The sequence below is a fragment of the Corynebacterium sp. 32222D000AT genome, assembly GCF_053546955.1.
In genome coordinates, this window is sequence record NZ_JBPPVW010000008.1 from 14,509 (window position 1) to 28,329 (window position 13,821).

At 66.9% G+C, this 13,821-nt stretch carries 10 protein-coding genes, 3 tRNA genes and 1 pseudogene; 2 read left to right on the plus strand and 12 right to left on the minus strand.

Annotated features, from left to right (window positions below; genetic code table 11):
- The first annotated feature begins 27 nt into the window (after window positions 1–27).
- Window positions 28–711, plus strand: a complete 684-nt coding sequence (locus tag ACEE23_RS06435; RefSeq protein ID WP_368519736.1) for an IclR family transcriptional regulator — start codon at window positions 28–30, stop codon at window positions 709–711.
- A 1-nt stretch (window position 712) separates the two neighbouring features.
- Here the strand turns inward: ACEE23_RS06435 and ACEE23_RS06440 are convergent.
- The 5 genes and pseudogenes from ACEE23_RS06440 to gltX form a co-directional block, all read right to left on the minus strand.
- Window positions 713–1,354 (minus strand): annotated as a pseudogene (locus ACEE23_RS06440) (DedA family protein).
- Between the two features lie 167 nt (window positions 1,355–1,521).
- A tRNA-Glu gene (locus ACEE23_RS06445) sits at window positions 1,522–1,594 on the minus strand.
- 581 nt (window positions 1,595–2,175) lie between these two features.
- Window positions 2,176–2,248 (minus strand) — tRNA-Glu (locus tag ACEE23_RS06450).
- A 39-nt stretch (window positions 2,249–2,287) separates the two neighbouring features.
- Window positions 2,288–2,359: transfer RNA gene (locus ACEE23_RS06455), tRNA-Gln, on the minus strand.
- Window positions 2,360–2,535: 176 nt separating this feature from the next.
- Window positions 2,536–4,023, minus strand: a complete 1,488-nt coding sequence (gene gltX / locus ACEE23_RS06460) for a glutamate--tRNA ligase (RefSeq protein ID WP_368519735.1) — start codon at window positions 4,021–4,023, stop codon at window positions 2,536–2,538.
- A gap of 131 nt (window positions 4,024–4,154) precedes the next feature.
- Here gltX and ACEE23_RS06465 point away from each other — a divergent pair, with 131 nt between their 5' ends.
- Window positions 4,155–5,258, plus strand: coding sequence for an isochorismate synthase (locus tag ACEE23_RS06465; protein ID WP_368519734.1), 1,104 nt, complete (start codon window positions 4,155–4,157; stop codon window positions 5,256–5,258).
- Here ACEE23_RS06465 and ACEE23_RS06470 read toward each other — a convergent pair.
- From ACEE23_RS06470 to serA, 7 genes are all read right to left on the minus strand, one after another.
- Window positions 5,255–5,887, minus strand: coding sequence for a class I SAM-dependent methyltransferase (locus tag ACEE23_RS06470; RefSeq protein WP_368519733.1), 633 nt, complete (start codon window positions 5,885–5,887; stop codon window positions 5,255–5,257). The two genes, ACEE23_RS06465 and ACEE23_RS06470, sit on opposite strands and share 4 nt — an antisense overlap.
- A 34-nt stretch (window positions 5,888–5,921) precedes the next feature.
- Window positions 5,922–6,716, minus strand: a complete 795-nt coding sequence (locus ACEE23_RS06475) for a fumarylacetoacetate hydrolase family protein (protein ID WP_368519732.1) — start codon at window positions 6,714–6,716, stop codon at window positions 5,922–5,924.
- A gap of 50 nt (window positions 6,717–6,766) precedes the next feature.
- Window positions 6,767–7,402, minus strand: a complete 636-nt coding sequence (locus ACEE23_RS06480; protein WP_368519731.1) for an exonuclease domain-containing protein — start codon at window positions 7,400–7,402, stop codon at window positions 6,767–6,769.
- Window positions 7,403–7,435: 33 nt separating this feature from the next.
- Window positions 7,436–9,295, minus strand: coding sequence for a DUF294 nucleotidyltransferase-like domain-containing protein (locus tag ACEE23_RS06485; protein WP_448871754.1), 1,860 nt, complete (start codon window positions 9,293–9,295; stop codon window positions 7,436–7,438).
- A 10-nt stretch (window positions 9,296–9,305) separates the two neighbouring features.
- Window positions 9,306–10,880 (minus strand): cell wall-binding repeat-containing protein, encoded by a 1,575-nt coding sequence (locus ACEE23_RS06490; protein ID WP_368521085.1) that lies wholly within the window; start codon window positions 10,878–10,880, stop codon window positions 9,306–9,308.
- Between the two features lie 91 nt (window positions 10,881–10,971).
- Entirely contained in the window at window positions 10,972–11,997 is a 1,026-nt protein-coding gene (locus ACEE23_RS06495) for a 3-isopropylmalate dehydrogenase (protein WP_368519728.1), read from the minus strand.
- A gap of 178 nt (window positions 11,998–12,175) precedes the next feature.
- Window positions 12,176–13,762: a phosphoglycerate dehydrogenase gene (gene serA / locus ACEE23_RS06500; RefSeq protein ID WP_448871752.1), complete on the minus strand. Its 1,587-nt coding sequence runs from the start codon at window positions 13,760–13,762 to the stop codon at window positions 12,176–12,178.
- Window positions 13,763–13,821 lie beyond the last annotated feature (59 nt).

The window sequence follows — 13,821 nt, forward strand, 5'->3', positions numbered from 1 at the left end:
CAGAATTTGAGACGTAAATTTCAAAGTATGGGAGATTATAGCGCAGTTTCCGGGATCAAGGTACTGGACCGGGCCGTCGCCATCATGATGGCGGCCGCCAACCGGCCCTCGAGCCTCAACGACCTGTGCGAGACCACTGGTTTGCCGCGGGCTACGGCGCATCGTTTGGCAACGGCACTGGAAGCACACCGAATTTTAACCCGCACGGATGAGGGTAAATGGACGGCCGGCCCCGCCCTGCCGGGCAACCGCGACCGGCTACTCACCGCGGCCGGGCCGATCATGGATAAATTGCTCGAGCAAACCGGCGAATCGGTCCAGCTTTACGAGCTGACGGGAGCCACCCGCACCTGCATTGCCACCCGGGAGCCGGAGGCCGGCCTCCACAACGTCGTCCCAGTGGGACGCCAGCTGCCGCTTACCTCGGGGTCGGCGGCGCGCATCATCGCGGCGTTTACCCCCACCAGCGTTAGCGGCGCCTCCTTCAGCGAGGACGATATCGAGGCCGCCCGCCGCGACGGCATCTCCGAGTCCGTCGAGGAGCGCGAGGCCGGACTCTCGTCGGTTTCTGTGCCGGTCCTCGACCCGTCCGGCACGTTTATCGCCGCGCTGTCCGTCTCTGGATCGGCGCAGCGCTTCCGCCCGGACCCCACCGCTAAATTCGGCGAGCCCCTAAAAGACGCTGCCCGGAAGCTGGGCGCGCTGCTGTAGGCTACCGGGCGGGTTCGGCATCGTTAGCCGGGGCGTCCGGCTTGTGGCGCCAGCTGCGCGCGCCGGAGATGACCACCGGCAGGACCGAAACGCCCACGATGACCAGGACGATGGCGTCGATGCGGTCAGCAATCCCCGGGATGCCGCCCAGGAGGACGCCCACCATGGTCATGGTGACGATCCAAGCGACCGCGCCGAGGACGTTCCAACCCACGAATTTCTTATACGGCATGGCGGCCGTGCCTGCCGAGACCGGCACGTAGGTGCGCACGATGGGCACGAAGCGACCCAGCACCAACGCCAACGGCCCGTGCTTGCGGAAGAAGGCCTCGGCGCGCTCGAGGTACTCCGTCTTCAGGATCTTCGCATCCGGCTTGAACAGCCGGCGGCCGAAGGTATGCCCCAGCCAGAAGCCCACCTGGTCGCCCAGGAAGGCCGCCACCGTACCGACGAGCAGGATGAGCGGGACGCTCAGGCCCAAATCGTCACGGAGGATGGCGGCGGTGACCAAGAGGGAATCGCCGGGCAGGAACGGGAAGAGAACGCCCGATTCGATGAAGATGACCAGGCCCAGGCCCGCGAGCGCCTAGCCCCCAAAGTTCTGGAGCAAAACGCCCGCGTCCATAAGATCGCTAAGATGCACGGCGCATCCCTTCTGTGGCAGGAATAGATAGAACGTTTTAGTTTTACTCCCCTGCACCCCGCTCGACCAAGGCAGAGACGCCGTTGCGGGCAAGTCCCCAGAACATTCACAGCCAGCTGGCGGCAAAAGAAAAAGCCCAACCCGGGCTGGGTTGGGCTTTTAGGTTGTACCCCGTACGGGATTTGAACCCGTGTTACCGCCGTGAGAGGGCGGCGTCCTAGGCCGCTAGACGAACGGGGCCTAGCTTGTCCACAGCAGCGCACGCTGTGCGTTGCGGACTTGAATTACTCTAAACTATGCGCGAAACATCAACAAATCCGCAGCTAAAGACATAAAAATCCCAGTGCGGTAGTGACAGTTCCTTCTGTCCGGCCGGATGCGAATCGAATCAGTGGTTATTTCGCTTGCAGTCTGTCTGACTGTCAGTGGCCCGAAGGATCCTCGACTACGCTGCACTGGGATTTCGTTTCTGCGTCGAGATTCATCCTCGTTTAGCTCCTGTACTTCGTGCAATAGTCGCGGTGGGAAGTTATGAATTATGGCAATGCCGCATCTTCACGAGCTACAAATCTTCGTTGCGCTTAAGACGGAAAGAAGCTTTCATCCAATCTCCTTTTCTTTCGGTGAACGTCTTGAGGCCTAGTATACGACCAGCTCAGAGGGGATGGAAGCGATTGGAGGAAAGTCCCGAAAATGGCGGGTGGTCCTACCCCACCGGGCCCGGCAACTTGAGCTTTCCCGGCGGTGGTCTGGGGTAGGTTAATACCACCCTGGAAACGAAGAAAAGGCAGCCAGTAGAAACTGACTGCCTTCATGATTTGTACCCCGTACGGGATTTGAACCCGTGTTACCGCCGTGAGAGGGCGGCGTCCTAGGCCGCTAGACGAACGGGGCATAGAACTGTGACTCCGGATTTTTAACCCTTTATCACTGCTGGCCTACCAGGACTCGAACCTAGAACGACGGTACCAGAAACCGCTGTGTTGCCAATTACACCATAGGCCAATTGTTGCCGTGCTTTTCGACTGGAAGATTATTTAATCTCTCGCAACCGCTCGCTGCAACGGTTAATAACTATAACCACCCTGGCGGCACACTAGCAAATCGCCTGGGTAGAGGCGGTTTTTAGCGCTATTTTAAGTGTGCCTACCGCGGATGAATTACAGCGTGTGGATTTAGGCTTACGCGCTCTCCCACGGGGTCTTGGCAAGGGCGGCCCGCAGACGGTTCAGCGTGGACTCCTTGCCGAGCAGCTCCATGGACTCGAACAGCGGCGGGGACACAGCAGCGCCGGAGACGGCCACGCGGAGAGCGCCGTAGGCCTTGCGCGGCTTGAGCCCCAGATCGTCGATGAGGGCCTTCGACAGGGCCGCCTCGATGGGCTCGGTGGTCCAGTCCTCGATGGGCTCCAGCGTCGCGATGGCGACCTCGAGCGGCTGGACGGCCTCCTCCTTGAGGTTCTTGCGGGCGGACTTCTCGTCGAGCTCTAGGTCCTCGTCGGCGGTGACGAGGAACTTGAGCAGGCCGTAGGCATCGGACAGCGTCTTGATGCGGGTCTGGACGAGGTCGGCAGCGAAGGCGAACTTCTCCGGGTCGTAGTCGGCCGGGAAGTCGGTGTACTCCGTCAGGTAGTTGCGCAGGCGGAAGGCGAATTCCTCCGGCTCCAGCAGGCGGATGTGGTCGGCGTTGATGGCCTCGAGCTTCTTCTGGTCAAAACGGGCTGGATTACCCAGCACGTCGGTCACGTCGAAGTTTTTGACCAGCTCGTACATGCCGAAGATGTCCTGGTCGGCGGACAGGGACCAGCCCAGCAAGGACAGGTAGTTGAGCATGCCCTCCGGGATGATGCCATTGTCGCGGTGGTTGAACAGGTTGGACTGCGGGTCGCGCTTGGACAGCTTCTTGTTGCCCTCCCCCATGACGAACGGCAGGTGGCCGAACTGCGGGGTGAACTCGGCAATGCCGATCTGCTTCAGGGCCTCGTAAAGGGCCAGCTGGCGCGGGGTCGAGGACAGAAGATCCTCGCCGCGAAGGACGTGGGTGATGCCCATCAGGGCATCGTCGACCGGGTTAACCAGCGTGTAGAGCGGCTCACCGTTGGAGCGGGCCACCACGTAGTCCGGCTGGGTCTCGGCCTTAAAGGTCATCTCGCCGCGGACCAGGTCGGTCCAGGACCAGTCCTGCTCCGGCATGCGCAGGCGCCAGACGGGCTTGCGGCCCTCGGCCTCGAAGGCATCGATCTGCTCCTGGGGGAGCTCGCGGTCGTAGTTGTCGTAGCCGAGCTTCGGGTCGCGGCCGGCGGCCTTGTGGCGCTCCTCGACCTCCTCGGCGGTGGAATAGGCCGGGTAGACCAGGCCGGCGTCCTTGAGCTTCTGCAGAACGTCGGCGTAGATGTCCTTACGCTGGGACTGGCGGTACGGCTCGTGCGGGCCGCCCACGTCGATGCCTTCGTCCCAGCCGAGCCCCAGCCAGGTCAGGGAGTCAATAATCGCCTGGTAGGACTCTTCGGAGTCGCGGGAGGCGTCCGTATCCTCAATACGGAAAATCAGTTTGCCACCGGTGTGGCGCGCATAGGCCCAGTTAAACAGGGCCGTGCGCACCATCCCCACGTGTGGGGTGCCGGTCGGCGACGGGCAGAATCGTACACGTACATCACTCATGCCCACCATCGTAGACGAGGCGCCGCCCGCCTTTTCGCTAAGCCTGCACGCCGAATCCGCTCACGTCCTATTCGCTTACCGGCGCGGGACCGATGAGCTGATTCCGCGGTCGCGCAGCCGGATGACTAAAATATTTTTTCATGCATGAAAACCGGCCATCGACCGCGCCCGACTTCCTCCTCTCGCGCGCCACGGGGTCCGTGCGCACCCAGGGCTGCGCGCAGTCCTACACGGACCCGTGGGAGGCGGCGCAGGCTCTGCGCGAGTCCCGCCACGAGATGGTGGTCGGGGCTATCCCCTTCAACGCGGATGAACCCGCCGCTCTGACGGTGCCGCGGTCCATCATCCGCGAGGACGGGCCCCTCGAGCCGCACGCCTACTACCGGCGCGGCCACCTCAACGCGGAGATCTCCGGGGTGGACCCGGAGCCGCAGGAGCACCTGCGCCGGGTCGAGGCCGCCGTATCCACCATCCAGAACTCCCGCCTGGAGAAGGTCGTTTTGGCCCGCGCCGTCGATATCGCGTTCGCGGAACCGGTCGACCCGCGGCTGGTCGCCGCGCGGCTTATCGATAATTCTTCCCACCGCGACGGCTTCATCGCGGATCTGACCCCGGCGGGCCGCACCGGCGCCATGCTGGTCGGTTCTTCCCCGGAGGTCCTCATCAAGAAGCAGGGCTCGACGGTTTCCGCCTTCCCCCTGGCCGGCTCCGCGGCCCGGCACGCCGATGCCGCCGCCGATGCCCGCGCCGCCGAGACCCTGCGCGGTTCTGCCAAGGACCAGGCCGAGCACGCCTTCGTGGTCGACCACCTGCGGCGCATCCTGGAGCCGCTGTGCTCGCACCTGGATTGCCCGGAGACCCCGCAGCTGCTGAGCACGACCGAGATGTGGCACCTGGGCACCCCGATTACCGGCACGCTGGCGGATTCTTCCACCAACGCGCTGGAACTGGCCCTGCGGGTGCACCCCACCCCGGCCATCTGCGGGACCCCGACGGCCGCGGCCGAAGCCCTCATCCACACCGCGGAGACTGACCGCGGCTTCTACGCCGGTGCGGTCGGCTGGTGCGACTCGTCCGGCGACGGCGAATACATGGTGGCTATTCGCTGCGCCGAGGTCGCCGGCGACGGCTTGAGCGCGCGGGCCTGGGCCGGCGGGGGCATCGTCGCGGACTCGGACCCCGAGACAGAGCTGGAAGAAACCACGGCTAAGCTGCGCACCATCCTGGCCACGCTGGGCCTCTAGAAGGACTCCTCCGCGGGCCGCTGGGCGATGAGCACCACGTCCTCGTGGTGGTGCGCGCCCGCGCCGTGGCTGACGTTGCGCGGGCGGGACTCGAAGCTTAAGACCTCGAGCGCGGACAGACGGTCACGGACCCACGCCGGCATGGCCACGCCTTCGCCCTCGGCATAGTGGTGGACAAAGAGCAGGTAGCCGCCCGGGGCGACCGCGTCTTCGAGCGCGTGGAGGGTCTCCGCTTCGGCGGGCAGGGTGCTGTAGTGGCAGCTGACCAAGTCGAAGGTCTCCCCGCGCGCGGAAAAATCGCGGAAATCGATGGCCTCTAGCTGGACGCGGGCGGCGACGTCGGGGACCTGTTCGGCTAGGAGTTGCTGGCTGCGTTCGATGGCCACGTCGACTAAGTCGATGCCCACCACGTGCCAGCCGCGGCTGGCCAGGTAGACGACGTCGGCGCCCTCCCCGCAGCCGATATCGAGGGCGGTGCCCGCCGGCGGCGCGGGGGCATCGCTAACAAAGCTCACCAACGCCGCATTCGGGTTACCCGACCAGACCCGATCGGATTCCTGGTAGACCGCGGCGAAATGCTCGCGGCTGTGCGGACCATGGGGTCGGGCGGGGCTGTCGTCGTGCTGCATGCCCCCAGCCTACCGACGGCGGAACGACGCGGTTTTAAGCGCGCGCGATGGGGTTGGACAGCGAGCCGATGCCCGGGATCTCGATCTCGATGTGATCGCCCGGCGTCATCGGGGCGGTGCCGGCCGGCGAGCCGGTGGTGATGACGTCGCCCGGCAGCAGGGTCATCGAGGCGGAGATCTCTTCCAGGATGCCGCCCATCTTGACGATCATCTGGTTGGTGTTCGAGTCCTGCTTCTGCTCCCGCTGGCCCTCGTGGGTCAGGTAGGCGTTGATCTTGGTGTTGTCCAGATCCAGCGTGTCCAGGTCGGTCTCGATCCACGGCCCCAGCGGGCAGAAGGTGTCAATACCCTTGGCGCGGGCCCACTGGCCGTCGGAGAACTGCAGGTCGCGGGAGGAGACGTCGTTGCAGATGGTGTAGCCCAGCACGTGGTCGCGCCAGTTCTCGGCCTTAATATTCTTCGACGGCTTGGAGATGACCACGGCCAGCTCGCCCTCGAATTCCACGCGGGTGGCGAAATCCGGGATCTTGATGGGGTTGTCCGGGCCGATGACGGCGGTCGACGGCTTAACGAAGATCGTCGGCGGCAGGTGCTCCGCGGACTCCTTGAAGACCTCGGCCACGTGGTCCGCGTAGTTGCGGCCCAAGGCGACCACCTTGGTCGGCAGCGTCGGGGCCAACAGGCGCACCTCGTCGAGCTTCCACTCCCGGCCGGTCGGCTTCGGGGTGGTAAACGGGGTGTCCGCGATTTCCTTCGCGACGAGTTCGTCCTCGCCCTCGATGATGGCGAAACAGATTCCTTCTGGGTGTGCAATTCGTCCTAAACGCATGACGCATAGTGTACTCATGGACGCCTTTGCAACTTTGTTAATCCCCCCTGTTAGGTTCCTTTGATCTGCACGCCGCGCTGGATCTCTTTGAGTGTGTCCGCCCGCATGCCGCTGACAATCGCCAGGTAGAGCTCGGCGCAGGCGAGGGCATCGCCCAGCGCGTTGTGGCTGCCGTAGGCCGGCAAACCGTAGCGCGCACGCACGTTTGCTAAGCGCAAGTCCTCCCCACGCGGGTAGGTGCCCATGCGCTCCATGTGGCGGCGCTCGAGCCCGAAGGTGTCTACTACCTCCAGGTGCGGCACGCGGCCGCGGTGACGCCGTGCCGCCGCGTTTAAGAAACCGACCTCGAGTCCGGCGAAGTGCGCGAGCATCGCCCGCCCTCGCAGGGCAGCAAAGAGGCTCTCCAGGACGTCGTCTTCGGCCTCGCCGGCGGCCAGGGCGTCGTCGGTAAGCAGGTGGATGGTGGCCGACTGCCCCACCGATGCCCCGCGCACGACGTGGTAGCCGGCGCCGGCCAAGTCGATGACCTGACCGCGCACCGGCACCCAGCCGACCGAGACGATCCGGTCGCGGCGCGGATCCAGCCCGGTGGTCTCCATGTCCACGGCCAGCAACTCCAGCTCATCCAGCGGCGTGGACCGGGCGGGCGCCTCCAAATCCAGGCGGGAACGGCGAAAGAGCGCCATGCTGGGATACCTCCTTGTCTTCTCGCGCGCGGGCTAGATATTGCGGACGGGAAACTTGGTGGCCAGCGCGTTTTGCTGGCTCTTGATGATCTGGAAGGCATCGCGCAGGTGCTCGCGCTGGTTGCGGCTGAGCTCCTTCGGCGACAGGTAGTAGTCCGTGGCCTCCCCACGGGCGTGCTGGGCGGCCTGGTGCGCCAGGGTGATGCTGGTCAGGTAGTCGAAGGCGTCGCGCAGATCGGCCGCGCCCTGCTGGCTGACGCTCTGGCCGGCGGCATCGGCCAGCCGGCTGCGGGTATCCACGGCCCGGCTGCCGGAGACCAGCGCGTACAGCCGGGCCATCTGGACCACGGCGGCGAGCCCACCTTTCTTCACGTCGAGGGTGTGCGCGTAGTCGCCGGAGCGATCCACCACGAAGCCTTTGAAAAAGGTCAGCGGTGGCTCACGGCGGGCGGCCAGGCTGGCCAGGTGCGCGTGCGTGCGGCGGGAGGCCTGCCCGGCGGCCACGGCCCCGCGGTGCACCCCGGCGGCTAGCTCGGTACTGCCCGCCACCGCCCGCAGGTCGAAAAAGACCTGGGCGTGCAGGAGGGCCTCCGGCTGCGGGGCCTGGACCCAGCGGCGGAACGTCGCCTCCCAGGAGCTCACCGACATTCGCCACTCGGGATTGCTCGCCATCATGTCACCCGGGCACAGCAGCTGCCCGGCCGCGGCGAGACCCTGGCAGACGAGCTCGGAGAACTGCGCGAAGTACTGGCCGTGGCGGGACTCGTCGTAGTCGTCGGCCACAACCAGCGCGTTGTCCTGGTCGGAGGCGAAGCCGACCTCGCGGCGGCCCTGGGAGCCGACGGCGACGAACGCGTACTCCACCGGCGGGGCCCCGAGCTCGCGCTCGGCTAGGGTGCACAGGCGCCTAGCCAGCGCGTCCGCGCCCAGGGTCAGCACCCCGGCGGTCTCCTCCGGGGAGGCGTTGCGCCGCACGTAGCGGGCGGCTAGCTGGCGCGAGTGTGCGAAGGCGTCGGCCAGCTCTTCGCCCGTCTCGCAGCGGTGGAAATCCGCGGCGACGTAGAGCGGGTCCTCCTGCAGCGTGCGCGCGATATCCGCCTGCAGCAGGACCGCCACCACCTTCCGACCGTCGACCACGGGCACGTGGTGGATGGACTTTTCTGCCATGACCAGCAGGGCCTCCATGACGAGGCTGTCGGGGCGCACCGTGGCCACCGGCGCGGTCATCACCGCCGAAAGCGGCTGGGCCGGGTCCACGCCGGCCGCCACCACGCGGGCGCGCAGGTCGCAGTCGGTGACGATCCCGTGCGCGCTGCCGTCGGCGGGATCGGTGACCACCAGGCAGGAGACGTTGTGCTCGGTCATGCGGCGGGCGGCAGCGGCGATGCCCTCCTCGGCCGCGGCGGTCACCGGCTCCTGCAGCGGCAGGTCGGTCACGCGCTGGCGCAGGATCTCGGCGTGCTCGGTGTCGGTGAGCTTCTCGGCCTCCGCCCGGATGCGGCGCGACTGGGAGGAAAAATAGCGGTCCACGTCGGGGTGGCGCTGCGCCAGTTCGCTAAAGTCCGCGCGTGGCAGGGCCAGCACCAGGCTGTCTTCGACCGCCTCCATGCGGTAGCGCGGGGAGTTTTCTCCCACCAGCGTAGAATAGCCGAAGCACTGGCCGGCGTCGCGTCGGTCCAAAAGCACCCCGTCGGCGTCCATGATGTCGACGGCGCCGGAGCGGATGACGTAGAGAAAATCGTTGGGCCCGCCCGGCTCCACGAAGACCTCGCCGCGGCGGGCGTAGCGCATGGTCAGGCTGGTGGGCAGGGCGTCGAGCTCCCCGCCCGGCAGGCGGGCGAAGGGCTCGTGGGCGGCTAGGAAGGTGCGGACCTCAGTAATCTCCACGCTCATGTGAGCTAGGTTACTGGTATGAGACGAACCAGGGGCGCGGTTCTATGTCATAAGTCTGCTCGGGGGTGAAAGTGGGTGTGTCCTCGTCGATGAAGTTCTTCCACGCCATGAAGTAATCGTCGCTCAAGCCCTGCTGCATGGTGTTCCAGGTATCGAACTTCTGGTCCGGGCCGCCGTGGCCGTCGGCGTGCAGGATGAAGGACAACTCCGGGTGATCCGTGTTGATGGTCTCGCGGTCGCGGATCATCTGCAGCTGGAACTGGTGGACGATAAGGCCCTTCTGCGGCAGCTCGTTGTCGCGGACCAGCTCGGCCAGCCAGTCGCCGACCTCGGTGATTTCGTGGGCCTCAACGTGGCCGACGCGCCCCATGGGCTGCTCGTCCGGGCCGATCTTCCACTCCGGATCCAGGGCCAGCCCGACGTTCGGGCGCTTGAGCAGGTCCTCGTAGAGCTTCGCCTGGTCCAGCAGGTTCGCCCGTCCCGGCTGCAGGTCCAGGAAGGCATACCCGCCGGCCTCGGTGATGGCGTCGATATACGGGATGAGCTCTTCCGGGTCCGCCTCGTTGGAAAAATCGCCGTCCGGGCCCGGTTCCGAGGAGGCCACCGTCGCGATGATCTCGAAGGCGGGCATGACCGGGTAGTCGGTGTGCGGCTGGTATTCGTGGACCAGCTTTTGCACGCGGTCGACGGCCTCTGCCGGGGGCTGCTCCCCCATCAGCCCCAGCGCCCCACCGGACGGGTGACCGTAGAGGGCCACCATGCGGCGGCCCGGGAAGAGCAGCCCGCCGCCGCCCGGCAGCTCGCCGGCGGCCGCCAGCTCGGCGCTGGCATCGAATTCGTCCTGGGAGTCGAAGTCCTTGCCCAGGCCGACGACGGCGCCGTCCTCGAGTGCCTGCATGGATTCGCTGGTCGCGCGCGGGTCGGCCACCGGCACGCCCAGCACGTCGGCCCCGGCCGAGCGGGCCGTCGCCGCCAGCGCGGAGGCCCCGGCGTCCTCGGCGGTCTGGGCCGAGATTAGCGCGGCGGCCGGCACGTCGTAGTCGCTATCCAGGCCCGCGATGCGCTTTAACTCACCGAAGGGGTCCTGCGCGTCCGCCGCCTGGGTCTCAAAGTCCTCGGTGACCTCGATCGAGACTCCCTCGCCCAGGTCCTCTTCCGACAACCCGGCACCGTAGTCGTGGACGGTCTCCGCCCCGAGGCGCTGGATCTCCTCGGCGACAGCGGCCGCGTCCGAGCCCTCGCCACGCACGACGAGCATGGGGGCGCCGGCGGCCACGGCGGCATCGGCGGCGCTGGCCTGGGCGTTGCGGTCTTCGCCGGCGACGAAGACCTCGGCGGCCGAGTCGAAGAAGGCCTGCGTGGTGGCCACGCCGTTACCGGTCTCGTCCGCGACGAGCTCGCGGGAATCGGCCGCCAGTTCCTTCGCGCCCTCGGGCCCGTGCGTGCCGCCTTCCGAGCCGGAGGATCCGTCGCCGCCGGCGCAGGAGGCCAGCCCCAGCGCGGTCGCGGCGACGATGAGCGCTTCCGCCGCCCGCGGGGTGCGGCGGGAGCGTGGGGACAAAGAATTCAGTGCCTTGGTAGCCATCGTGATCATCTTACAAGCCGGCCGGGCTTGGTATGCAGTTTCCTGCATTCTTAATTCCTCGCCCAGCCTGCGGTTCGGTTAACCCGCGGGTTTAGCCAGCGCACACGGCTCGGGCCAGGCGGTCACCGACCTCGGTGGTCACGATGGGGGCACCCGTGCGCGCAGCGACATCGGCGGCCACGGCCTTCTCGATGCGCTCGGCGTTGGCCTCGTCGCCCAGGTGGCGCAGCAGGAGCGCAGCCGAGAGGATGGCCGCGGTCGGGTCGGCCACGCCCTGACCGGCGATATCCGGCGCGGAGCCGTGGACCGGCTCGAACATCGAGGGGTTTACCCGGGAGGCGTCGATGTTGCCGGAGGCCGCCAGGCCGATGCCGCCGGTAACCGCGCCGGCCAAGTCCGTCAGGATGTCGCCAAAGAGGTTGTCGGTGACGATAACGTCGTAGCGGCCCGGATCGGTGACCAGGTAGATGGTGGCCGCGTCGACGTGGTTGTAGTCGACCGTGACGTCCGGGTATTCGCGAGCCACCTCGTCGACGGTGCGCTGCCAGAGGCCGCCGGCGTTGACCAAGACGTTGGTCTTGTGAACCAGGGTCAGGTGCCCGCGGCGAGCCTGGGCGCGGGCGAAGGCGTCGCGCACCACCCGCTCAACGCCGAAGCGGGTGTTCTGGGAGACCTCGGAGGCCACCTCGTGCGGGGTGTTCTCGCGCAGGGTGCCGCCGTTGCCGCAGTAGAGGCCCTCGGTACCCTCGCGCACGACCACCAGGTCGATGTCGCCCGGGTTAGCCAGCGGGCTGCTGGCCGCGTCGGCACGAGCCGTAAACGGGCGCAGGTTGACGTGGTGATCGAGGGCGAAGCGCAGCTTGAGCAGCAATCCCCGCTCCAGCACGCCGGGCGCCACCCGGGCCGGGTCGCCGATAGCACCCAGCAGGATGGCATCGTGCTCGCGCAGGGCCGCCAGGTCGTCCTCGGTCAACAGCTCGCCGGAGCGCACATAACGGGAGGCACCCAGGTCGAAGTCGGTGGCCTCGATGTCCGAGCGCACAGCCTTCAGCACCTTGAGGGCCTCCGCCGTAACCTCGGGGCCGATTCCGTCGCCGCCAATAACCGCAAGTTTCATATACTGAGACTCCTATTCCGCATAATGGACTTTGACTCAGTGTAGCAAACCCCGGCGGCTAGGCGGCCATTTTTGTGCGCCGGCCGGATTCGGCCCTTCTTGCGGAGGCCTCCTTTTGGCCCGTAGGCCTCCTCTTGGCGCTTAGGCCTCCTTCTCTCGCCTAGGCGTCCTTTGACGCCTAGGCGTCGAAGTTCAGCTGCAGGCAGGTGGCACCCAGCTTGTTGCAGATCTCCTCGGTCAGCTCGCTGGAGACCGGGTTGTCCACGCGCAGGATGAGTACGGCGTCGTCGGCCACCTTGCCCTGGGTCAGCGCGGCGGCCTCGATGTTGATGCGGGCCCCGCCCAGCACCGTGCCGACCGTGCCGAGCGCGCCCGGAGCATCCGCGTAGCGGAAGAACAGGTTCCGGCCCTGGGCCCGCATGTCGACGCCGCGGCCATCGATGCGCACGATCTTCTCTACGCCGTCGATGCCGGTGCGCGCGCCCTCCAGCACGGAGACCTCACCGTTGGAGCCGATGACCTTGACGCGCAGCACGGAGCTGTGGCCCTGGGCGACCTCGCCGGTGCCGACCTGCACGTCGACGCCGCGGCTCTCGGCAATCTGCATAGCGTTGACGAAGGTGACCGGCTCGTCCACCACGCCGCTAAACAGGCCGCGCACGGCGGACAGCCCCAGCACATCCGGGCCTTCGTTGGCCAGCTCGCCGCAGGCCTGGACCTCGATGGCCACCGCCGGGGAATCCAGCAGCTTGCCGGCCGCCAGGCCAACCTTGCGGGCCAGCTCCAGCCACAGGGCGACCTCCTCGCCCACGCGCCCGCCCGAGACGTTGACCGCGTCCGGGACGAATTCGCCGGCCAGCGCCTTGAGGACCGACGCCGCCACGTCCGTGCCCGCGCGGTCCTGGGCTTCCACCGTGGAAGCGCCCAGGTGCGGGGAGACGGTGACCGCGTCCAGTTCGAACAGCGGCGAATCGGTGCACGGCTCGGAGGCATAGACGTCGAAGCCGGCGCCGCGGTGGCGGCCCGAGCGGATGGATTCGGCCAGCGCGGCCTCGTCGACCAGCCCGCCGCGAGCGGCGTTGATCAGGATCTGGCCGGGCTTCGCCTTGGCCAGCAGCTCGGCGTCGAACATCCCGGCGGTCTCCGGGGTCTTCGGCAGGTGGATGGTCACGAAATCGGAACGCTCCATCAGCTCGTCGAGCTCCACCAGCTCGACCCCGAGGGAACCGGCGCGAGCCGGGTTGGCGTACGGGTCGTAGGCCAACAGGGTGGTCTCGAAGGCCTTCAGGCGCTGGGCGAAGAGCTGGCCGATGTGGCCGAAGCCGACGATGCCGACGGTCTTGCCGTAGACCTCCACGCCCTTGAACTCGGAGCGCGCCCAGCGCCCCTCGCGCAGACTGCGGTCGGCGGCAGGCACCTGGCGGGCGGTGGCCAGCAGCAGGGCGATGGCCTGCTCGCAGGCGGAGTGGATGTTCGAGGTCGGCGCGTTGACCACCATGACGCCACGCTCGGTGGCCGCGTCGATGTCGACGTTGTCGAGGCCGACGCCGGCGCGGCCGACGATCTTCAGGTTGGTCGCGGCGGCGAGCACCTCCGCGTCAACGGTGGTCGCGGAGCGCACCAAGAGGGCATCGGCAGCCGGGACGGCCGCCAGCAGCTCGGCCCGGTTCGGGCCGTCAACCCACTTGACCTCCACGGACTCACCAAGCGCGTCGACGGTGGACTGGGCAAGCTTGTCGGCTATCACTACAAGGGGCTTGGTCATTGAAGGCTCCTGGGGTTGTTGTCTTTTAGAAAGAGGGATCCGGCTGGCCTTCTGTAGTA